The organism is Mesorhizobium japonicum MAFF 303099 (assembly GCF_000009625.1).
In the GTDB taxonomy this organism is placed as follows: domain Bacteria; phylum Pseudomonadota; class Alphaproteobacteria; order Rhizobiales; family Rhizobiaceae; genus Mesorhizobium; species Mesorhizobium japonicum.
Genome location: NC_002678.2, coordinates 1,637,103 through 1,659,095 on the forward strand (window position 1 = coordinate 1,637,103; position 21,993 = coordinate 1,659,095).

Below are 21,993 nucleotides of genomic sequence, written 5' to 3' on the forward strand. Positions count from 1 at the left end.
AAGGGTCGTGCGATAAGGCAAGGCCCGCCGCTCTGCTGACAAAGCCAAACACTTCAAAGACCGGGTTGGCGCCGGATGCGGACAGGCCGCCTTAGGCTGGAACACACGGGAGCGGACATTCAGGTCATCCGCGAACACCGTGGTGACCTGACCCAATCCGGTCGTTCGGGGGGCGAACGTCTCGAATGGGATTCGAAACTGGCATTGGATCGTTGACGTTCGCCCGCAGCGATGAACTCACTCGGGGTAGCCCCCAACGTCCTCCGGCCCCGGCTTGTTGAAAAGGACAAATACCAAGGGATTGCCGGGCTCGGACATTGCATCGCTGCGCAGGCCCGATATCTCTCCAGCCACGCCGCTTGCGTACTCCGCAACCACTTCGCCGAAGCTATCGCGCTGTATGGCCAGCTTCTGTCCGGCTTCGACCTTGTCGTTGAGCTTCACCAGATGCTCGACGAGCCCGCCGGCGGTAGCCAGGATCGGGAAAGCACTGTTGCCGACAAAGACGTGCACGTCCTTGCCCGTACGTCCCATCGGGCCGGCAACGATGCCGTGATGCTTGAGGACGTTCATCGTGCCTTCCACGAACAGGGAGATCATCTCGAGGTCCAGGACACGTGCAGCGCCGATCTCCGGACAAAAGGACGGAATGCCCGCGGCGATGAACGCGTTATGCAGGACACTGGGATACACATGATTGTCGAAGATCTGGCCGACCGGGTAAAGCTCCAGCATTGCCTTGATCTCGGGCACATCCATGCCGCCAATATTGAAAGCCGCGACATCGAATCCGGTTGTCCCGGTATGGAAATCGATCGCGAAGTCGGCGTTCGGCCGGAGCAGCCGGTTGAACAGGAGCCCTGCTTGCCGGCTGGCCGCGGTGACACCGTTCTCGTTCCCGGGCCATTCGCGATTCATGTCGATCAAGTCAGTGCCCCTGCCGAAATTGGGCCATCTGCGCTGCATGCCTTCCATGGCCGGGCGGGAGACGTCCGTGACCGCCATCACGGTGCCCGACATCTGCGCCGGGTCGAGCTGGCTCATCACGGTCTGGATCGTATGCACGGAACTCATCTCGTCGCCATGCACGCCACTCACCAGCACGCCGCGCTTGCCCGGCTTTGCTCCCTTGGCGACGGTCACGGACACATGCCAGTGCTGTCCGGTGGGCATCTCCACGCCCTGGAAATACAGAAGGTGCTTCTTGCCGGGTTCCAGGTCGCTGACGTCGAGCGTGCTGACGACTTTCTTCCCCTGGATCACATCGCCGACATAAATCGTCGCCGATGGCGCACTCGCCGCCGGAGCGGACGAGGAAGTCGCCGAGTCCTCGGCGTTCGCCGAGCCGGCGTTGGCCGCCAAGGCGGCAGCGGCGCCGACCGTTGCAATGGATGCCATTAAAAGATCGCGGCGATCAATGCCCTTTGCAGATTTGTCCGACATGATGGGGCCCCTTTGCAGAAATCCCCCGCGACTTCAAAATACTGACATGCCGCCGAACAGGCAAGCTTGCATGATTTCCGTGTCGCAAGCACAGGATGCTTGCCGTGCGCGCCACAACAAGGAGAGCTATCTTGACATCGTCATGGTCGGCGCCGTCGGCCCCTGGTGGCGCTGGTCGCGTTCGGCTCCTTCTGGGGCGAAGACCACCCGGACCCCGGCCTGCTCAGAAGTTATTCCCTTGACAATACGCTTTTCGAGGAAATGATTCCGTGGAAACCAAAGCAACGTCACGGAGAGTTCCATGCCTCGTGCCTTGTTTGCTTGCCTGGGTCTCGTTCTCAGTCTTGTCGTGCCCCTGGCTCTGCCGGCGCCCGCCCATGCCGTCACGGTCAACATCAATATCGGCACCAGCCTCAACAATGGCCGGGCGATCACATGCCGAGACGGCGAGAGGCTGCTGCGCAGCCGTGGTTTTTGGGACGTCCGCCGCGTGGATTGCCGCGGGCGCCTTTTCACCTACAGGGCACGCCGCGCCACCGCTCTGTTTGAAATCGGGTTGAACGCGCGCAATGGCCGTGTCGTAGACCTGCGCCGCATCAGGCGGTGAGCGCGTTGCGGGTCCGGCCGCCGCGGCCAATCGCGTGAGGCGCCCGTCGCAAGCAGCGATCACGTCCTGGCGCGAGCGGCAAGATGTAGAGGATTACCTGATGGCCGATTTGGTGAAACTGGCATTGAAGGTGGCGCTGGCGGCCTCGGTGCTCGTGCTTGGCGGCATTCGTACCCATGCCGCCGATCTGGTTATTGCAATGCCGAACTGGTCGTCGGGCCAGGCGACGGCCAACATCCTGAAGGTGGGTCTCAAGAAGGAGTTCGGCCTCGATGCGGAGGTGGTGGAGATGGGCACCATGATCGCGTTCGCCGGCCTCGACTCCGGCCAGGTCGACATCCATCCGGAAGTGTGGCTGCCGAACCTCGACACCCTGGTCAAGAAGTATGTCACCCAGGCCGGTACGGTCGCGATCAGCCCGATCGGGGTTCCGGCCTGGCAAGGCATCTGCGCCAACCGGACAGCGGCGGACAAATACGGCTTCAAGGACATTTCCGACCTCAGTGATCCGAAGAAGACCGAGGCGCTCGACACGGACGGAGACGGCAAGGGCGAGATGTGGATTGGCGCCCAGACGTGGTCGTCGACCACGATCGAGCGCATCCGCGCCAACAGCTACGGCTATGCCAGGAACCTGACGCTGCTGGAGATGCCGGAAGATGTGGGCATGGCGGCCGTCGATGCGGCGGAGGCCTCGGATCGGCCGATGGTCTTCGCTTGCTACGCGCCGCATGTGGTCTTCAAATTGCACGACATCGTTCGGCTGACCGAACCACCATACGATGCCGCCAAATGGAAGATCGTCCTGCCGACGGAAGATCCGCAATGGCTTGCGAAATCGCAGGCCGCCGTTGGCTGGGACACGGCCCATTACCACATCGCCTACGCGACTTCGCTGCGCAAGAAACATCCGGAGGTGGTTCGCTTCCTGGAGCACGTCGACTTCAAGCCGGAGGAGGCGATCGCCATGAGCTATGCGCTGCAGGTCGAGCGACAGGCGCCCTATGCATACGCCGAGCAATGGGTGGCCACTAACGCGGCGCGCGTCGAAGGATGGGCCAAGCAATGACCAGACGCTCGAAGACGAGGTTCGGCACGGACGAACGGGCAAGGGGAACCGGCGGCAGGCACGCGGCAGGTCTGGCGGTTGTGCTGGCGCTGGGGCTGGTTTTTTCCACCGCCGCGTCCCTTGCCGCCGGGACCCAGGTCTACGATCCCAAGACACGTCAGTGGACGGACTACAATCGCACCAAGGCCTACCAGTATTACAAGCTGCACAAGCAGGTCCCGGAATCCTTCCGTCCGCAACTGGTCAAGTTCCGGACCGCCGAGCAGCCCGGCACCATCATCATCGATGGCAACCAGCATTTCCTCTATCTCGTCCAGCCCGGCCAGCAAGCGATCCGCTACGGCATCGGCGTCGGCAGGGACGGCTTCGGATGGGCCGGTATCGTCAAGGTCGGGCGCATGGCGGAGTGGCCGACCTGGACACCGCCGGCCGAAATGGTTGCCCGGGATCCAAAAGCCCGGCCCTGGGCCAATGGCATGCCCGGGGGACCCGACAATCCGCTCGGCGCGCGGGCGCTCTACCTCTATGAAGGCGACCACGACACGATCTACCGAATCCACGGCACGCCCGAACCGTGGACGATCGGTCTGGACGTGTCTTCCGGCTGTATCCGCATGAACAATGGCGACATCATCGACCTGCATTCCCGTATCAAGGTCGGGGCGAAGGTCATCGTGCTGATGCAGGGGGCTGCCCTCTACAAGGGCGTCTGACACAAGGGCGTCTGATCGAGGACGGGCGTACAGTTCGACAATGGGGATAAGACAATGGCTATGGTGACCCGCAGGCAGTTCCGGATGAGGCACTGGACCATTCACGGATCAGCCTCGATTGTCATCGCGACGGTTCTTGGGGCATGCCAGAGCGCCCCGACACCCGACAAGATGTCGAGGACCACAGTCGAAACCGCACCTGCCGATCTCCAGCTTCTTTGTGCCGGTGAGGCGGCCAAAGCGAGCGGGGTCGATAGCAGCAAGGCGTTGCCGACCAGTTCGCGCAAGCTCGATTCCAAGAGCTACCAGGTCGAACTCAACGTCGCGGGAAAGCCAACGAGTTGCATCGTCGATACCGACGGCAAAGTGGCTTCGGTTCAACCGGCCTAACGGAAGAAGAACGCAAATGCGTTGAAGCGGTGGCGCCGATGCTTTCACTCGCTGGGCGGATGCGACCATGATCGCCGGAGTCGTCACCAGTGATGTCTGCTTTCAGGTATCGGCAAAGCCAATCCTTACGGCAGGCATAGGCGCTTTCCCGACAGGCAGCTTTGGGCCGATTCCGGTCAGGCGGCTTTCGGGAACTGCCCTGCGAAAGCAGACGCTAACCGGTAGAGCGCCTCGTTCCGACATGCGGGCTTTTGTGACTTGTCTTCGCCGTCAACTCGGGTCGGGCGTTTCAGAAGGCCTCAGTCGCGCCTAGCCAGTTGCTGGGCGGCGTGGCGAATGGCATGCACCGCGTCGGGGTTGGTTACGGGATAGCAGGTGATGAAGCGTTCGACCGAAAAGTCCGCGAATTCGGTTTTCAAGCGGGCTTCGATCCTGGCCGCCTCGGCGGCCTCGCCCACGGACGTATGCGCCAGCGCCAAAAACAACAGCACATTCGGAGAATTTAGCGTGCTTCTGCACAGCGCCGCAATGGCTTCCCTGTGCCTGCCGAGGGTGAACAGGATGCGGCCCAGCATGCCGAAATACCAAGGTGGGGCCAGCGGATTGAGGTGCATGGCGCGCTCGATGAGCGGCATCGCCTCGGCTGGATCGCCTGCGACTAGCGCCTTGCTGCCGGCAAGCATCGCCAGTGTATCGGCATGGTTGGAGCCATATTCGAAGGCGCGGCGATACGCGCGCTCTGCTCCTTCGAGATCTCCGAGACATCCCCTGAGATCGCCAAGGCAATTGCAGGCAACACTGTCCATCGGATCGAGCAGAATCGCGTTTTCAACCGCGGTCCGCCAGTTCTCGATCGAGACCTGAGCATCGTCGCCGAAGCCGTTGGCGCCCTCGATCGAATAGGCATAGGCAAGCGCGGTCCAGGCCCTGACCAGGGTGGGGTCAAGTTCCAGCGCGCGCGAAAACAGGCGTATCGCTTCCGCGATGCCAGCGCGGCTGAATGTGTCCTGCTGTTCAACGCCAAGCAGATAGCAGTCGTAGGCCCGCAGACTGGCGGGCGGTTTGCGGCGAATGGCTTTGCGGCCGACCGTGGCTAGCGCGCCGTAGCTGCCGGCGATCACATTGATGACGGTTTCGGTCAGGCTGTCCTGCAGCGCAAAAATATCCTCGACCTGGCGGTCATAGCGCTCGCTCCACAGGCTGACGCCGTTGTCCGCGTCGGCGAGTTCTATTGATAACCGAACCCGCCGCTCGTCGGCGCGCAGTTGACCCGACACGACATAGGTGGCGCCAAGCGCCTTGCCGTCGGCGGCGAAGTCGGCTGGCTTGCTGCCCAGAGATTTCATGGTGTGGAAGGCGATAACCGGCAGGTCCGCGTAGCGCGCCAGGTCGATGGTGATGTCCGACGACAGGCCGTCGGCAAAGCGGCGCCATCGCTCTTCCGACGTCTGGCATTCGATGGGGAATATGGCGAGCACCGGAGAGGCGCCTGGCAAACGCGGCGGCCCGTCCATGCCCGCGCCGATAGCTCCATTGATGTGAGAGGCCAGCGCGACTTTGTTGCGCACGCCGAGCTTGTCGTAGATCGAGGCGAGATGCGTGCGCACCGTCGAGGGGGCGATGAACAGCGCCTCGCCGATCTCGCGATAAGTCAGTCCGGCGGCGAATTTTTCAGCCACCGCGCGCTCCCGATCGGACAGCGCGTCGTGACCCGGCGAAGATGTCGCGATGCGGCTCATGGCAGACCCGATCGGCACGGTTTCAGCTGTTGCCGGGGCAAAATACTACAAATGCAGGAACTCGAATACAGCATCTGCCCGATCCCAACGCAGGCGCACGCAATGCAAGCTCCTTACCGCAAAATTGGTTGCAATGGGCCAAGGGAGACTCTCATGCGCGTTGTTTCGATTGGGCTGGTATTCGCGGTTCTGGGTTTGTCCGCAGCATCGACGCCGTCATTCGCAAGCGGATGCAGGCAACTGCTGGAGTCGGACGTGAAAATCGCCAGCATGCGCCTCTATGCCGACATGTTGGCCAATGCCGCCCGTAGGGGCTGGAACTACGCGCCTGAATGGATCGTCAGTGGCTCAAAGCGGCATTTCGACGAGTTGAAACTCCGATTAATCGACCTCGGCTACGAGATCGTACCGGTCGGTCGCCGACTTCAATGCGACATCGAAGGCTGATCGCCAAGTAGTGCTGGTACTCGGTTTCAGGATTGATGACATGTCATTCCGCAGCCTTGCCCAGTCGGCATCAACGAAGCAAAGCCGCGAGTGAGTGATTCTCTTCCTCGAACTGGGCAGGCTCTCGTATGGCGAAAAACCTCGCGGACAAAAACGTAGACCTGAAGCCTCCATGGATGACGTCTCTTTTGGGCAACAGCCAAGATATTCTTAATGACCAGTATGCGGCGCAAAGCGGACGTCGTGTTGTGGCAGCGCGACGCTGTGAACCGTCGCATCGATCTTTGCGACGATCCGACATGGGGCAAGTATGTCTGGAACGATGAGCTGCGGCACAAGACGCGTGCCCCGACGCCGCTCGTTACCCCTGTCAGCCGCTAATCGCCCACACGCCGCAACGTACCGAGATGATTGTCGTCGAGGAAACCAATGGTCATGGCCGATGCCTTGCCGTCCGGGCCGACGACGAAGCTCACGCCGGTTGGCCTGTCCGGCGTCTCGGCGTCGGGATAGGTCAGGAAAAGATCGCCATCGAAATGCGCCAGGGAATAGGACCGGGCGCCGTGCGGGCCGACCTTGAGCACGAGGCCGTCTCCCGCACTCGCCACGACCGCGTCGCCGAAGAAGTCGTTGGCGTAGCGGCCGGCATAGGCACTTGCCGGCCTGGCCGGCCGTGCCGGAGATGGCGGCGCGGCATAGGTGGCCTTGGCCGCCTCGACTACCGGGCCGAACATTCCGGCATAGATTCCGTCCCATGCCTTAACCCAGTCCTTCTGAACCGAACCGTCGAAGACGAGGTCCGCGAAACTGTCGGACAATCCCTCCGGCACGCCTGTCGGGAAGGCGTTGGCGATGATGACGATGCCAAGCTTATCCTGCGGGAAGATCGTCACCAGCGTGCGTGCGCCGACGCTGAAGGCACCGGCATGGCCCCAGCTCAGGCCATGCCGGCCGAATTCGACATTCCAGCCGAGGCCGTAGAAGGACTCGCCGCCGGAGACAGGATTCTTGCCGCGCGTCATCAGCGGCACATGCGTCTGATCCAGCGCATCGGCGGCAATCAGCGTCTTGCCGGCATAGACCCCGTTGCCAAGAATGAGGCGCACCCATTGCGAGAGATCGCGCGCGGTGGAACTGACGCCGCCCGCGGGCGCCTGCGCATCCGGATCGCGCTCTATCTTGGCGGCCCAGGCGCCATCGACCTTGATGTGCAGCGCGGCACGATCGGCGTGCTTGACGAAATCCGAATGACGGGAACTAGTCGAGGCCATGCCGAGCGGACGGTAGAGCTTCTCCTGCGCGACCTCCTCCCAGGACTTGCCTGTCGGCATTGCGGCCGCGACGGCGCCCTCGGTCAGTCCGAAATTGCTGTAGGAGTAGCCGGCACGGAAGCTCGACGATGGCGGCACGAACCGCAAGCGATGCAGGATCTCGGCGCGGTCGTAGCCTATGTCCTCGAGGTCGTCTCCGGCGGTGCCGGGCAGTCCGCTGCGGTGCGAAAACAGGTCGCGGACGGTGAGTTGGCTGGTCGGATAGGGATCGGCCAGCCGGAAGGCGGGATCGAGGTCGGCGACCTTCGAATCCCAGGACACGATCCCGTCGCTCACCAGCGCCGCCACGACGGTGGCGGAGACCGGCTTGGAAAGCGAGGCGATCTGGAACACCGTGTCGGCGTCGACCGCCTCAGGCTTGCCCGCCTCGCGATGGCCGAAACCTCTGAGGAAGATCACCTCATCGTCGTGCACCACCGCGATGGCAAGACCGGGCACGCCTCCGTCCGCGACCGCGCCTTGGGCGAGCGCGTCGAGCTTCGACAGGGCGTCTGCGATGCGCTCCGGCGTGATGGTGTCGGCCGACGCGGCACGCGGCCAAAGCGCCAGTACGGCGATGCAGACCCAGATTCGCCAATGCCAGGGGTTCCGATCCAGCCGCACGCTCGAGCCTCCTCTCCTGCATTATTCACCTGGCTATGATACAGGCCGGCGCAAACGAGGCCAATGCCTGCCGCCCCGCTGTCCACCTTCGTCGCAATCGACCATGACCACGATTTCGGGCAATCTGACAGATGATGGCGCCCCATGGGGAGATGGGCGCCACCAGGGAGGACTGACATGACCGGCTTGCCACGCTACGAGGACGCCGTTGCGCGCTTCCGCATCGAGGATGAGATCGCCAGGCTCGATGGCGATCCCCTCACCGGCATCAACGGCTATGTCGAATGCTGCGGCCGCCACACCGGGCAGAACCGGCTGGCGCTGCGCGCGATCTCGGCCGGGGGCGAACTCCGGCTGTTCAGCTTCGACGACCTCGCTGATATGTCGGGCCGCGTCGGCAACCTGCTCAAGGATGCAGGCGTCGGGCCCGGCGATGTCGTCGCCGGCATGCTGCCGCGCATTCCCGAACTCATAGCGCTCATCCTCGGCACCTGGCGCATCGGCGCCATCTACCAGCCGCTGTTCACCGCTTTCGGCCCGAAGGCGATCGAGCATCGGCTCGGCTATAGCGGCGCGAAATTGGTGGTGACCAATCCGGCCAATCGCGGCAAGCTCGACGAGATGAAGACCTGCCCGCCGATCGCCACCATTCTTGGCCCCGGCGATCCCCTGCCCGCTGGCGACATCGACTTCCGCGCCGCGCTTGCCGCCGCCTCCCCTGACTGCGAACCCGTGATGCGCAAAGGCGAGGACCTGTTCATGATGATGTCGACCTCGGGCACGACGGGCCTGCCCAAGGGCGTGCCGGTGCCGCTCAACGCGCTGCTCTCCTTCGGCGCCTATATACGCGATGCGATCGGGCTGCGCCCCGACGACGTCTTCTGGAATATCGCCGATCCCGGCTGGGCCTATGGCCTCTACTACGCCATCACTGGCCCGCTGCTGCTCGGCATCGCCACCACCTTCAACGAGGGCGCCTTCAACGCTGGGAACACCTATGACGTCATCGAGCGGCTCGGCGTCACCAGCCTTGCCGGCTCGCCCACCGCCTTCCGCCTGCTGCTCGCCGAAGGGCCTGAGGCCGCTGCCCGCATCAAGGGCCGGCTGCGCGTGGTGAGCAGCGCCGGCGAGCCGCTCAACCCGGAAGTGATCCGCTGGTTCGACGCTCATCTCGCCGCGCCCATTCACGACCATTACGGCCAGACCGAGAACGGCATGATGGTCAACAACCACCATGGCCTCGCGCATGCCGTCCGCGCGGGCTCGGCCGGCTTTGCCATGCCGGGTTATCGCATGGTGGTGCTGGACGATGAAGGCAACGAGCTCGGCCTCAATCAGCCCGGCATCCTCGCCGTCGATGTCGCCAATTCGCCGCTGCGCTGGTTCGACGGCTACCACCAGGCCGAGACGCCGGCGATCGCAGGCGGCTACTACCGCACCGGCGACACGGTGGAATACGAGCCCGACGGCTCGGTCTCCTTTATCGGCCGCGCCGACGATGTCATCACCTCGTCGGGCTACCGCATCGGCCCCTTCGACGTCGAAAGCGCGCTGATCGAACATCCCGCGGTCAACGAGGCGGCGGTGGTCGGCGTGCCCGACCCGCAGCGCACCGAGATCGTCAAGGCCTTCGTCATCCTGGCGCCGGCCTACCAGGGCAGCACGGAACTCGCCGAAGAACTGGCGCAGCATGTCCGCAAGCGGCTCTCGGCCCACGCCTACCCGCGCGAGATCGATTTCGTCGCCGAATTGCCGAAGACGCCGAGCGGCAAGATCCAGCGGTTCCTGCTGCGGCAGGCGGAGGTGGAGAAGCGGAAGGGGTAGCGGGCCGCTCATACCGGACCAACCCGGGCGACGACGTTGGTGCAGCGCCGTATGCCGTGGTGCAGGTTTGGCGCTATCTAATCGCTGTGACCCTGCCCGCAGCGTCGAGGCGACAACCGACCTGCGCTTGCCGGACTTCGATGCCACCGCGTCCTGCATAGTCTATTCGCACCTGGATCGGCGCCGTCAGCGCACCCCCACGTCGACGCAAGGCACCTGCGCTGACCGCGCGGACACGAACGGCGCCAAGCGGCTTGGCGGCGGACATGATCGCGGCGCGACAGGCCAGCACGACCGCGGCTGGCGTGCCGGGTTTGGCTTTCAGCGCTTCCAGGGGTGCAAAGGGATATCCCCTGGCGAGGTCGCCCTGACCGGCTTTGGTGGGCCTGAGGACGGTCGGCAGGGCGATCGATTGCCTGGCGGTCTTGGCAGTGGCAGTCGTGGCAGTGGCCGTCGCGGCAGAGCCTGTCGCGGCAGAGCCTGTCGTGGCAGAACCGCTGGCTGTCGCGGCGGCGGCCGAACCACCGGAAGCGGCCACCGATCCGGTTTCGGCGGACGGATCGGCGCCCAGGCCGACACCTGTCGAAAGGCCTCCGCCTGTGGCGCCAACGTTGCCGCCGGCACTGACGCCTGCGGAGCCGACATTGCCGCTGGCACTGACGCCTGCGTTGCCAACATTGCCGCTGGCGTCGACGCCTGCGTTGCCTGCGCCGACCGAAGCGCCGACGTTTGCTCCGCCGACACCGCCGACGCTCGCGCCCACCCCTACGGATGCGCCTTTCGAGCCGGCGCTCACTCCAGCACCGAGCCCGAGGCCGCCGACCTTGCCGCCTACGCCTGCATCGAGAGCCGACGCAGGCCCGATCGCGATGCCGATCGTCAATGCGGCCGCGACGCATTTTTTCACTGTCATCATCCTCCCTGCGCCATGCATTTCGCTCACCTGTCTTTCACTGCGAAAGTGGTCGGGTTGGCAGCAATGCGGGGGGAAGAGCGAAGGTTGCCAGCAGGACAGGTTGCGGTGACCTTGGACCCTTCACCTTCCGTTTTTTCGGCACGCCCGGTTTACGGGCCGCGACCGGACGCGACGGCGAACTTGCAAGCGCGGTCTTGGAGGCCTTGGGCGCGCGCACCACGGCCGCGGTCCGACGTTTTTCCTTGGTGCCGTCGATCTTGGCGCTGTCGATTTCCTCGCGCGCGGCACTGAGGCTGCGTGCCAGGCCGTTGGCCCTTTCACGCTCCTGGTCCAGCGCCGCGCTCAAGTCCATCGAGCTCTGTTTCAAGGCGTCGCTTTCCCTATGCGCACTATCGAGGTCACGCATGGCTGTATCTGCCCGTTGACGTTCCAGTTCGAGCGCATTTCGAGCCTGGTTTGCAGCGGCGTCGGCCACTTGCCTGTCCTTCACGGCCTTGGCCTGCTCCGCTGCGGCCAGATTTGCGCCTGTCTTGAGCGCATCGATCGTCTGGCGAGCCGTGGCGAGTTCCTGTTCCTTGAGCTCGACTTTATGGCGCTCCCCATCCAGCGCCTGCGTCGCGGCGGCGTCGGCCGCTTGCTGGTCCTTCACCACCTTGGCCTGCTCCGCTGCAGCCAGATTTGCGCCTGTCTTGAAAGCTTCGATCGTCTGACGAGCCGTGGCGAGTTCCTGTTCCAGGAGCTCGACTTTACGGCGCTCCTCATCCAGCGCCTGCTTCGCGGCGGCGTCGGCCGTTTGCTGGTCCTTCACGACCTTGGCCTGCTCAGAGACGGCCAGATTTGCGCCTGTCTTGAGAGCATCGATCGTCTGGCGGGCCGTGGCGAGTTCCTGTTCCAGGCGCTCCACTTTATGCCGCTCCTCATCCGGCGCCTGCTTCGCGGCGGCCTGGGAGGCATCCGGGGGTGCTTCAGGCTTCGCGCCTTTCTTGCTGTCCCAGAGACTGGCTTCCGCCCTGAAATTTTCGATGGCTCGCTGCGCCGTCTCCAGATTGAGCGTGAGCGATTCGTCCGTCAGCTTCTGCTCTTTCAGGGCCTGCGCTTGCCTGGCCAATTCAGCCCGTGCCGCGGCCAGTTCGCGACGTAAGGCCTGCTCATCATCGCCTCTCGCAATATCGGTGCGCTCCGAAACCGCGACCGGCGAACGGTCATTGGCTGCAGTCGCGGACGCATCCGGCGCCAGCTGGCTGTTTGCCGGAGATGCCAACAGCAGAACGAGGATTGACGAAACGAGGGACGGCACAGCGTTCCACCCGCTGCCAGATATCCCGTGAAGGAAGATCGAAGGCCGTCGTTTGGTAAAGGTGAAGTCAAGGCGCAGACATTTGGACCTGGTACCCTGCAAATGATTCATCACTTGACTCCACCTGGCGCGACCCTCACCGCGATCGTATTCTCCACTCAGTTCGAGCCACGGCGCTGGATGCCGCGTCACCTGGACGCTACCTCCTATTTCGCTGCTTGTTGTCATTCGAACGAACGAATGGAGTTTTCCTCTGCTCCATGCTGCAAAGACGGCTCCGTTTGAATCAGCAACGGTGATGCACCGGCGGGTGGCCTCGATAAGAGACTTGGCCATCCGGACCCAAGCGGGAAGCTGGCTCTGGAGTGGTCGAGCACCAAAACCTTGACTGCCCGCGCGTGCCAGCCTCTTGTGCCCATAGGTTCGGCCAACAAGGGAGGTGCCCACCATGGAAAAGATCATCCTGGACTGCGACCCTGGGCACGACGATGCCATCGCCATTCTGCTCGCGGCCGGAAACCCGAAGATCGACCTCCTCGGCATCACCACGGTTTCGGGCAACCACAATGTCGAGAACACCACGCGCAATGCGCTTTCCGTGTGCACCGCCTATGGCATCAAGGTGCCGGTGGCGAAGGGCTCTCCCGGCCCGCTTATCATCGATCAGGTGCTGGCCGTCGAGATTCACGGCGATACCGGGCTCGACGGCCCCGTGCTGCCGCCCGCCTCGTTCGAGCTCGACAGGCGGCATGCCGTCGACTTCATCATCGACACGGTCATGGCGCATGAGCCGAAGACGGTGACGCTGGTGCCGGTCGGTCCCTACACCAACATCGCGCTTGCCGTGCGCAAGGACCCGCGCATCGTCGAACGGGTGAAGCGGGTCGTCGCGATGGGCGGCAGTTTTACCCGCGGCAACATCACGCCGGCGGCGGAGTTCAACGTCTATGCCGACCCGGAAGCCGCCGACGTGGTGTTCCGCGCCGGCTGGGACGTGACCATGGTGGGGCTCGACCTCACCCACCAGGCGCTGGCCACCCCCGACCTGCAGGATCGCGTGCGCGCCGTCGGCGGCCCGATGGCCAAGTTCATCCTCGATATCTGGGCGTTCATCGCGACCACGCATGGCGGCCTGCTGCAGATCGAGTTTCCCGCCATCCATGACGCCTGCTGCGTCGCGGCCATGATCGACGGAAGCGTCTTCACCACCGAGAAGGCCGACATCCGCGTCGAAATTGCCGGCCGGTGGACCAAGGGGATGACGGTCTGCAATTTCGAGAAGATGGGCGGCATGCGCCATTTCGGCGGCACGGCGAGCGAGCAGACCGACTTCCGCCACACCGTGGCGATGAAGCTCGACCATGCGAAGTTCTGTGACCTGATCGTGGACGCGCTGGAGCGGCTAACCAGGCAGAAGGCGTGATCCAGGCCACCGCTTGGCCCGACCTTCTTTCTTAGCTTTGGTCCAGCTTCGTCCGGATTTCGCCGATGGCATTCACGATCGCGTCGCCGGCCTGGCGATCAATCGCGATCTCAACAATGCCCTCGGTCGTCTGGATCGAGAGGATACCGAGCGTACCCCTGTCATCCTCGACGGTGCCAACGTGGATTTCAGTTGGCACGAAAGGCCGTGCCTTGTCCTTACGCTTCATCGGATACCCACATCATCAAACAACCGACAATCGTGCAACTTTCCAACACATACAAGCTCGCTCAGGTTGAAATCTCGCCTGGTGTGAAGATCCCCGTTTGACCCTTCGCGCGGCCGGACGCTTCATGGCCCTCGGTGCCGTCCAAGCATTGGCCTGGACGTTGATCCAGAGCCATTCGCGCAGTTCGCACCTACGGGGCCGTTGCGCCTGTCACAGCACATTCATTGTTGACGGCTATCTTTGATGGGACGTCGTTTTCGGCTGCAATGCAGGGAAGCGCCATGCTTGTTCACCCTCAGTATGATAGCAATTGCCCCAAAACCTCCGTGGAAGTGTCGGAGGGTTTTGGAGGTTGGTTTGCCCGCATATGCGAGGACGACCAGGAAACTTTCCATCAATTCAGGCGTGAGCGCGATGCGATTGCCTTCGCGGACACCCAACGCATGCGCCTTGGGCTGCCCTGTCCGCCGTTGGAGCGGACGGCATCTAGCGGCCATAAGGCGATCAGAAAGATCAACCAAATAGCAGATGTACTAAGAACCAGGGGGCTCGGTCGGTTCCTCCAGTTGTCGACGCTATCGTTAAGCGAGCCAATCAGGTCGCAAAGGCTCCGGTATCGCGTCGCCAGTGATGCAAGGCAGGCATTGTCCAAGATCAAGGCGGCAAGCCGACATCGCGGATTGTTTATCGATTGCGGATCAAACATCGGCCAGGCATATAAATTCTTTTCTCGGTACTACACGCCCGATTACTATGACTACGTTCTTGTAGAGCCCAACAAGAATTGTTTGGAACACCTTCATAGTTTGCGCTCGGAAAACGTAGCTATTGAGGTTGTGGCCAAGGCTGCGAGCGTGAAAGATGGTTATGCCGAATTCCTTGGTCCCCCAGGGCGGTCGGACCTTACCTACGAAGGTTGCTCCATAGTTCCAAGCCACAACGGAGGCTTGTATCCGTCGCAGCGATTTACGCCGGAGCTTGTCGAAACGTTTTCGCTGTCACAGATGATCCAGGCCAAGCGTGGCCTGTATGAAGTCATTGTTCTCAAACTCGATGTCGAAGGGGCGGAGTACGAGATCCTGGACGACTTAATCCGTTCGGGGCTCCATCGCGATCTCCACGCAACGTATGTCGAGTTCCATTCCCTCTACATGAGGAACTCAGAAGGGCGCAAGACTGCCGTGGTGGAACGCAAGATTGTTGATGAGTTCCAGCAGGCAGGCACTCATATAAGCAGATGGATATAGCGTCTGCCATCGGAATGGACTTTGTCTTCGGCGCTTCTCGGCGCCCGCCTGCCTGACGCAGAACAGGGTTCAGTGATTGATCAACGCATCATCGGCGCCGGGATCTAGGTATGGGACGGAACATAGACATCGGCGATGAAGTGGCATTGACGGCGACTATCCTGATGGTTCGTCGCAGTGGCCGAGCGTGTGTGAACATTGCAAGTCACAGCCTCCCAGTTGCCATTGAGCCTCCGCGGAAAGCAAAGCCCGGCGACCAGGTGGCGATAACGGGGCACGTGACGCGCGTCGATGATGAGGCCGGTAAGATAACTGTCAAGATAAGCGCTCGGGTCGTCGTCGAGATCGACACCGCAACGGCCCACCGAAAATTGCACCCATCCGAACGACAGAAATCGTTTCGCGAGAGATGGTCATGAACCCCGCACAGGCCAGAGGCCGCACGGATCGTGCTCTATTTCTGGCGTCTGGTGTCACGAGACATCATTTTTCCGACGATCCTATTATCGCCGACGATATCGCTGACAGGGTTTCAAAGGCGGCCGGGACCAATACGATCCAGCGATTTCCTGGGAAATCAGTGCGCCACGCCATCCGATGCGTGCAGCAGCCTCCAGGCCAAGCCGAGACGACCGTGGAATTGTGAAACACACTGCTCCGCGGCCACATCCTCCAGGCCGTCATCGACCAGCGCCTCGATGCTTCGCCGCATCAAGGCGAGCTGCATCTGCCTGGCGTGTTCCAAATTGGCCTCTCGCATGATTTCCGTGACGTGGTAGGCGACGACGGGCTGGCCGAGGCAAGACATGAGCGCGTTGGCCTCGGCTGTTACAGCGGTCACTGCGTCTTCGATCTTCATTCTGGCGACCCTCATCAAGAATGATGCTGACGCCTCCCCGCAAGGCGACGGTGGTCCGTCGCTTCTTTTGATTTCAGCCTGCCGCGCGCGACCGAAAGTGGCGCGCCAAGCTTATGATTGCTGTCTTCTCCGGCCTCTCGAGCAGCCTCGTTTGGCCTGGAAAGAGTATCCGTCAAATTTGATTCAAAGGCGACCGGATAGTTAACTGATGGTTAATGGCGGCACTTGCCATGCCTCCCCGATCGGGATGTTTCGCCTCGGCGTTTTCTGCCGCGCAATAGCCGCAAAGCTGCCCGATGGCTGCCTGGCCTGTTGATCCGCCACGAAGAAAGGTTCTGTCATGCGGTTGGTCTGGACGGTCATGTTTGCACTGGCGAGCAGTGCTGCCTTCGCGGCCTCGCCCGAGGACGATTATATCGCCGCGCGCGACAAGGCGATTGCCGACATCGCGGCGATGGAGAGCACGAACGCATCGGTGGAGACGCTCGATGCGGCCAATGAAAAGGCCCGCGCCGATCTTGAAAAGCGCCTTTCCGCCCTGCTCGGCCCCTTCACGGTCAAGGATTTTCCGGCCGCCGGCAAGATCAACATCGAAAGCCTCAGTTCCTCCGATGTCGGCTTCGGCATGCTAGACGGGCTGCGCCACGGCACCGAGGATGGTCCCAGCATCGTGGCCTCGACACGCGGGCTGGTCGAGCACTGGCTGCAGTCTCGCGCCGCCGAGACGGACGCCGATCTCAAACTGCCCACCAGCTTCGACGCGGCGCTCAAGCTCGATGCCTTTTACACCCAGGCCATCGGCAGCGACGCCGCCTTCACCGGCACGCTCGACTTCGCGGTGAAGAAGCCCGACGGCGCCGACATGGCGATCGCCCGCCTCGGCGGGTGGGCACAGGATATCGGACCGAACTCCGACCAGGAGGTCGTCGTCACGGTCGTCAAGGGCAACAGCGTCCTGATCGCCGAAGCGCCCGCTTCACCGCCCGTCCCGAAGATCGCGGCCTGCGACGCCGCATGGACCGCCGCCGACGCCGCCGCCCAGAAATTGGCCAAGCAGGCCACCGACGACAGCGACGAAAACACATCCGACGCCGCCAACGCCGCCTGGACGAAAGGCGACAACGACTTCCGCGCCTGCATGGGCAAGAGCCTGCCGGACACCCCGACCTATCAGGCGCTGCTTGCCCAGGCGCAGGCGCTGGCGGATCACATGGCGGGGAAGTAGGGACGCAAAAAGGGCGCGGCGCCGACGCCCTCTTGTCACCTTCGCACCCCACCACCATATCGTCGGCGCGCTGGCACACTGAACGCAGTTGCCAGCACCGCAAAAAATGGTTGAAAGGAAAGTCCCGAACGCGCCCGGCGCGGCGGGCGGATGAACAGCGTGGGAAAATCTGAATGACGACGGACACGAAAGCGACGGAAACCAGGGCATTCGAGGCGGATGTTTCGCGGCTGCTGCACATGATGGTGCATTCGGTCTATTCCGATAAGGACGTGTTCCTGCGCGAGCTGATTTCCAACGCCGCCGACGCCTGCGAAAAGCTGCGCTTCGAGGCCGTCAGCCGTCCCGAATTGCTGGGCGACGATCCCAAGCCGCGCATTTCGATTTCGGCCGATCCGGACAACAAGGAGATCACCGTCGAGGACAACGGCATCGGCATGAGCCGCGACGACATGGCCGAGGCCCTGGGCACGATCGCCCGCTCGGGCACGCGCGCCTTCATCGAGCGCGTCGGCTCAGGCACGGAGGACACGCAGCTCATCGGCCAGTTCGGCGTCGGCTTCTATTCCGCCTTCATGGTCGCCGACCGCGTCGATGTCATCAGCCGCCTGGCCGGAAGCGAAGAGGCCTGGCGCTGGTCCTCCGACGGCAAGGGTTCCTACGAAATCGCCCCCGCCCCTCTCGAAGCAGCACCCAGGCGCGGCACCCGCGTCGTGCTCCATCTGATGGACGACGCCGTTTCCTACACCGGCTCCTACCGGCTCGAGCAGTTGGCCAAGTCGCAGTCGGGCCATGTGCCGGTGCCGATCACGCTCATCGAAAAACCCGGCGCCGAGGCGCGCGACATTGCCGATGGCACGGCACTCTGGGTGCGACCGAAGAGCGAGATCAAGCCCGAGGAATATACCGACTTCTACCGCAGCGTCGCCGGCCAGTATGACGAGCCGGCCGCCACCATCCATTTCCGCGCCGAGGGCCGGCAGGAATACTCCGTGCTTGCCTTCGTGCCCGGCTCGCGCCCGTTCGATCTGTTCGACCAGGACCGCAAGGGCCGCATGAAGCTCTATGTGCGCCGCGTCTTCATCACCGACGATGCCGACCTGCTGCCGCGCTATCTGCGCTTCGTGCGCGGCCTGGTCGATTCCGCCGACCTGCCGCTCAACGTCTCGCGCGAAATGATCCAGGAAAGCCCGCTGCTGGCCTCGATCCGCAAGGGCCTGACCAACCGCGTGCTGGGCGACCTCGCCAAGCTGGCGGAGAACGAGGCCGAGGCCTATGCCAAGGTCTGGGAGAATTTCGGCGTCGTCCTGAAGGAAGGGCTCTACGAGGATTACGAGCGGCGCGAGCAATTGCTGAAGCTCGCCCGCTTCCACTCGACCGCCTCGGGCGAAGGCTGGCGCGGCCTGGCCGACTATGTCGCGGCGATGAAGGAAGGCCAGAAGGCGATCTTCTTCATGGCCGGCGACGACCGCGCCAGGCTCGAAGCCTCGCCGCAGCTCGAAGGTTTCAAGGCGCGCGGCATCGAGGTGCTGCTGCTCACCGACCCGGTCGACAGTTTCTGGGTGACGATGGCGCCGGACTTCGACGGCAAGCCGTTCAAGTCGGTGACGCAAGGCGTCGCCGAACTGTCCGACATTCCGCTGCTCGACGACGCAAAGAAGCCGGATACGGCTGCAGCGCCGGAGGTCGACGGCTTCCTGGCCTTCGTCAAATCGGCGCTTGGCGATGCCGTCTCGGATGTGAAGGCCTCCGACCGCCTGACCGAGAGCGCCGTCTGCCTGGTCGCGCCCGAACATGGCCCCGACCGGCAGTTCGAGCGGCTGATGAACGCCGCCGGCCGCCTCGACAAGGCGGCCAAGCCCATCCTCGAAATCAACCCGCGCCACGAGCGCGTGCTGGCGCTCGCCGGCCTCGGCGACGAGGACCAGGCCTTCAAGGATGACGCGGCCCATCTCCTCTACGACGAGGCGCGCGTGCTCGACGGCGACAAGCCGGCCGACGCCAGGGCATTCTCGGAGCGTCTGGCGCGGCTGATCGCACGCGGCATCGCGAAGGGCTGAGCGCAGGCCGATTCTGGTAAAATCGACGCCGATCGCCCCGGACGCTCCGGCGACGTTTCGCCTCCAGCGAGTGCTAAAAAGCCTGGGTGCCGCCAAGCACCCAGGCTTTTCTGCGATGATGCCTTCTCAGTTCTTGCCGACGCTGGCGGCGGCCTGTTCGATGAGCTTGGCGACCGCAGCCGGATCGGAGACATAGACCGCGTGACTGCCGGGCACTTCCACCGTCGTCGCGCCGGCCCGGCTCGCCATCTGGCGCTGTGCCGGCGGCGGGATCATGTGATCGTCGGTGGCGACCAGATACCAGCTCGGCTTCACTCTCCAGGCCGGCTTGGTGACCTTGCCTTCGAGTGCGGCCACGCCCCACGGCACCTGCGAGTCCGCCATGAAGGAGGCGAGCGAGGGGCGCACATCCGCGGCGAACGAGGCGGCGAACTTGGCCTTGTCGAGCATCAGGAAGCCGTCGACGGGCGGCAGGATCGGCGGTACCGAAGCGCCGGGAGGGGGGTTGGCGATGAGGGTCGAGACCGACTCGCCGGCATCCGCCGCGAAGGCCGCGATATAGACGACACCAGCCACCTTGGGATCGGTGCCGGCTTCCGACACCACGACGCCGCCATAGGAGTGGCCGACCAGGATGACATTGCCGGGAGCGGCTGCGATGGCGCGCCTGGTGACAGCGACATCGTCGGCGAGCGAGGTGGTCGGGTTCTGGACGATGGTGACGTCGTAGCCATCCTTCTTGAGCTGGTGGTAGACCCCTTCCCAGCCGGAGCCATCGACGAAGCCACCATGAACGAGGACGACGGAATTTGCTGCGTTCTTGGACATTTGAGTTCTCCTTTTCAAAGTGTTGTTTGCGTTGGTTGCAGGAGGACTATGCGACGCAGCCGCCGCGCTCGCTTTGAGGCGGCCTTCAGGACCTCTTGATTTTCCCTTGAGATGGCTTTGATTTTGCGGCCACCACACGGCTACAGTGTCCGGAATCGTTATTGGCCGGGTTCCGGAGCCAGCAATTTGCCATATCTTTTCGAGGATTTCGCCCTGGACGGCGACCGGCGCGAACTGCGTCGCGGCAACAGCCTGATCGCCGTCGAGCCACAAGTGTTCGACCTTTTGCAATATCTCATCCGCAATCGCGAGCGGGTGGTGAGCAAGGACGACCTGGTCGATGCGGTCTGGCAGGGACGCATCGTCTCGGACGCCACGCTGGCCAGCCGCGTCAACGCCGCGCGCAGCGCGCTTCAGGACAATGGCGAGCAACAGCGCCTTGTCCGCACCTTTCCGCGCCGGGGCTTTCGGTTCGTCGGCACCGTGCACGAGGAGGCCGGCGCCGAGGCGACAGCACCGGTCGAGCCGGCGAAGCCTGGCCTTGGCATCCCCGCCCGCCCTTCCATCGCCGTGCTGCCTTTCGTGAACCTGAGCGGCGATCCGGATCAGGACTATTTCGCCGACGGCATGGTCGAGGACATCATCACCGGCCTGTCGCGGATCCGCTGGCTGTTCGTGATCGCGCGGAACTCCTCCTTCACCTACAAGGGCCGCGCGGTTGATATGAAGCAGGTCGGACAAGAGCTTGGCGTGCGCTATGTGCTGGAAGGCAGCGTGCGCAAGGTGGGAAGCCGCGTGCGCATCACCGGCCAGTTGATCGACACCGAGGATGGCGGCCATCTCTGGGCCGAACGCTACGACCGCGAGCTGACCGACGTGTTCGCGCTGCAGGACGAGATCACCATCAGCGTGGTCGCGGCCATCGAGCCCAATCTGCGGCGGGCCGAGATCGAGCGCGTCAAGCGTCAGCGGCCCGACAGTCTCGACGCCTACGATCTTTTCCTGCGCGCGCTGCCCGACGTCTACACCTTCATGCCGCAAGGTGCCGCCAGGGGTCTGCCGCTGCTCGATCAGGCGCTGGCCATCGAGCCGAGCTATGCCCTTGTCCACGGCTTTGCCGCCTGGGCGCATCAAACCCTTTTCATTCGCGGCGGCATGCAGGCGGAGCATAGCGGGAAGGCGTCCCGCCATGCCCATGCGGCGATCGAGCACGGCTCGGGCGACGCCATGGCGCTGGCGCTGGCCGGCTTCACCATCGGCCTGGTCGAGCATGACCGCAAGCTCGCCGACGAGGCGTTTTCGCAGGCGCTTTCGCTCAGCGCATCCTGTGCCTTCGTCTATGCCTTCGGCTGCGTGCCGGTGGCCTATGGCGGCGATGCGACACGCGCCATCGACTGGGGCGAGCAGGCGTTGCGGTTGAACCCGCTGGACGCCATGAACTGCGTGCCGCAAGGCATGATCGGCTTCGGCAACTTTCTCGCCGGTAGGCACGAACAGGCCATTGCTGCCGGACGGCGGGCGGTGGAGATGAACCCCGGCTTCAGCATCCTGCACGGATGGCTGGCCGCACCCCTTGCCCGGCTCGGACGGATCGAGGAAGCAAAGGCTGCGGGATCACGGTTGATGGCGCTCGACCCGCATTTCACCATCGGCCGCTGGTCCGCCGCCGTCGGTCTCGCGCCTGCTATCATCGACGACGTCACCGAGGCCATGCGGCTGGCCGGCCTGCCGGCATAGAAGCCG

General features: G+C 63.4%; 20 protein-coding genes. 12 read left to right on the forward strand and 8 right to left on the reverse strand.

The genetic code is table 11. The annotated features are described in order from the left end of the window. Positions 1-237: 237 nt before the first annotated feature. Complete coding sequence (locus tag MAFF_RS09010; RefSeq protein WP_032931044.1) at positions 238-1,443, reverse strand: M14 family metallopeptidase; 1,206 nt, start codon at positions 1,441-1,443, stop codon at positions 238-240. Positions 1,444-1,744: 301 nt separating this feature from the next. On the opposite strand from MAFF_RS09010, the gene MAFF_RS09015 reads away from it, so the two are divergent. The 4 genes from MAFF_RS09015 to MAFF_RS09030 all read left to right on the forward strand — a co-directional run bounded on the left by MAFF_RS09015 (position 1,745) and on the right by MAFF_RS09030 (position 4,222). After that, complete coding sequence (locus tag MAFF_RS09015) at positions 1,745-2,050, forward strand: hypothetical protein (protein WP_010910585.1); 306 nt, start codon at positions 1,745-1,747, stop codon at positions 2,048-2,050. A gap of 100 nt (positions 2,051-2,150) precedes the next feature. After that, positions 2,151-3,119: a glycine betaine ABC transporter substrate-binding protein gene (locus MAFF_RS09020; protein WP_010910586.1), complete on the forward strand. Its 969-nt coding sequence runs from the start codon at positions 2,151-2,153 to the stop codon at positions 3,117-3,119. After that, entirely contained in the window at positions 3,116-3,832 is a 717-nt protein-coding gene (locus MAFF_RS09025; protein WP_157865947.1) for a L,D-transpeptidase, read from the forward strand. The genes MAFF_RS09020 and MAFF_RS09025 overlap by 4 nt, the downstream gene beginning before the upstream one ends. 54 nt (positions 3,833-3,886) lie before the next feature. Continuing rightward, positions 3,887-4,222 (forward strand): hypothetical protein, encoded by a 336-nt coding sequence (locus MAFF_RS09030; protein WP_010910588.1) that lies wholly within the window; start codon positions 3,887-3,889, stop codon positions 4,220-4,222. Between the two features lie 299 nt (positions 4,223-4,521). Here the strand turns inward: MAFF_RS09030 and MAFF_RS09035 are convergent, their stop codons facing one another. Further along, positions 4,522-5,961 carry a LuxR C-terminal-related transcriptional regulator gene (locus tag MAFF_RS09035; protein ID WP_157865949.1) on the reverse strand — a complete coding sequence of 480 codons (1,440 nt, stop codon included), beginning with the start codon at positions 5,959-5,961 and terminating at the stop codon, positions 4,522-4,524. Between the two features lie 153 nt (positions 5,962-6,114). Between MAFF_RS09035 and MAFF_RS09040 the strand changes: the two genes are divergently transcribed. Further along, positions 6,115-6,408, forward strand: coding sequence for a hypothetical protein (locus MAFF_RS09040; protein WP_044548155.1), 294 nt, complete (start codon positions 6,115-6,117; stop codon positions 6,406-6,408). 213 nt (positions 6,409-6,621) lie between these two features. After that, positions 6,622-6,789 carry a hypothetical protein gene (locus tag MAFF_RS39040; protein ID WP_010910590.1) on the forward strand — a complete coding sequence of 56 codons (168 nt, stop codon included), beginning with the start codon at positions 6,622-6,624 and terminating at the stop codon, positions 6,787-6,789. On the opposite strand, the gene MAFF_RS09045 is transcribed toward MAFF_RS39040, so the two are convergent. Continuing rightward, positions 6,786-8,342, reverse strand: a complete 1,557-nt coding sequence (locus tag MAFF_RS09045) for a serine hydrolase (RefSeq protein ID WP_010910591.1) — start codon at positions 8,340-8,342, stop codon at positions 6,786-6,788. The genes MAFF_RS39040 and MAFF_RS09045 overlap by 4 nt on opposite strands. Positions 8,343-8,519: 177 nt before the next feature. Here MAFF_RS09045 and MAFF_RS09050 point away from each other — a divergent pair, with 177 nt between their 5' ends. Continuing rightward, a complete protein-coding gene (locus MAFF_RS09050; RefSeq protein ID WP_044548156.1) occupies positions 8,520-10,166 on the forward strand; it encodes an acyl-CoA synthetase in 1,647 nt (548 codons plus the stop codon). Positions 10,167-10,239: 73 nt separating this feature from the next. On the opposite strand, the gene MAFF_RS09055 is transcribed toward MAFF_RS09050, so the two are convergent. Together MAFF_RS09055 and MAFF_RS09060 are read right to left on the reverse strand one after the other, a co-directional pair. Next, positions 10,240-11,079 carry a hypothetical protein gene (locus MAFF_RS09055; RefSeq protein WP_425280334.1) on the reverse strand — a complete coding sequence of 280 codons (840 nt, stop codon included), beginning with the start codon at positions 11,077-11,079 and terminating at the stop codon, positions 10,240-10,242. A gap of 37 nt (positions 11,080-11,116) precedes the next feature. Continuing rightward, the gene (locus MAFF_RS09060) at positions 11,117-12,490 is read right to left on the reverse strand and encodes a hypothetical protein (RefSeq protein ID WP_157865951.1); all 1,374 of its coding nucleotides are present in this window, start codon (positions 12,488-12,490) and stop codon (positions 11,117-11,119) included. Positions 12,491-12,827: 337 nt separating this feature from the next. Between MAFF_RS09060 and MAFF_RS09065 the strand changes: the two genes are divergently transcribed. Beyond that, positions 12,828-13,802 carry a nucleoside hydrolase gene (locus MAFF_RS09065; RefSeq protein ID WP_010910595.1) on the forward strand — a complete coding sequence of 325 codons (975 nt, stop codon included), beginning with the start codon at positions 12,828-12,830 and terminating at the stop codon, positions 13,800-13,802. Positions 13,803-13,833: 31 nt separating this feature from the next. On the opposite strand, the gene MAFF_RS09070 is transcribed toward MAFF_RS09065, so the two are convergent. Next, entirely contained in the window at positions 13,834-14,031 is a 198-nt protein-coding gene (locus MAFF_RS09070; protein ID WP_010910596.1) for a hypothetical protein, read from the reverse strand. Positions 14,032-14,258: 227 nt separating this feature from the next. On the opposite strand from MAFF_RS09070, the gene MAFF_RS09075 reads away from it, so the two are divergent. Beyond that, a complete protein-coding gene (locus MAFF_RS09075; RefSeq protein ID WP_244420750.1) occupies positions 14,259-15,278 on the forward strand; it encodes an FkbM family methyltransferase in 1,020 nt (339 codons plus the stop codon). Between the two features lie 577 nt (positions 15,279-15,855). Here MAFF_RS09075 and MAFF_RS09085 read toward each other — a convergent pair. Further along, positions 15,856-16,137 (reverse strand): hypothetical protein, encoded by a 282-nt coding sequence (locus MAFF_RS09085; protein WP_244420751.1) that lies wholly within the window; start codon positions 16,135-16,137, stop codon positions 15,856-15,858. A gap of 340 nt (positions 16,138-16,477) precedes the next feature. On the opposite strand from MAFF_RS09085, the gene MAFF_RS09090 reads away from it, so the two are divergent. Together MAFF_RS09090 and htpG are read left to right on the forward strand one after the other, a co-directional pair. Beyond that, the gene (locus MAFF_RS09090; protein ID WP_010910601.1) at positions 16,478-17,362 is read left to right on the forward strand and encodes a hypothetical protein; all 885 of its coding nucleotides are present in this window, start codon (positions 16,478-16,480) and stop codon (positions 17,360-17,362) included. Positions 17,363-17,535: 173 nt separating this feature from the next. After that, the gene (htpG, locus tag MAFF_RS09095; protein ID WP_010910602.1) at positions 17,536-19,422 is read left to right on the forward strand and encodes a molecular chaperone HtpG; all 1,887 of its coding nucleotides are present in this window, start codon (positions 17,536-17,538) and stop codon (positions 19,420-19,422) included. 126 nt (positions 19,423-19,548) lie between these two features. Here the strand turns inward: htpG and MAFF_RS09100 are convergent, their stop codons facing one another. After that, positions 19,549-20,250, reverse strand: coding sequence for an alpha/beta hydrolase (locus MAFF_RS09100; RefSeq protein WP_010910603.1), 702 nt, complete (start codon positions 20,248-20,250; stop codon positions 19,549-19,551). A gap of 186 nt (positions 20,251-20,436) precedes the next feature. Between MAFF_RS09100 and MAFF_RS09105 the strand changes: the two genes are divergently transcribed. Next, positions 20,437-21,987, forward strand: coding sequence for a winged helix-turn-helix domain-containing tetratricopeptide repeat protein (locus MAFF_RS09105; protein ID WP_044548160.1), 1,551 nt, complete (start codon positions 20,437-20,439; stop codon positions 21,985-21,987). The last annotated feature ends 6 nt before the right edge of the window (positions 21,988-21,993 follow it).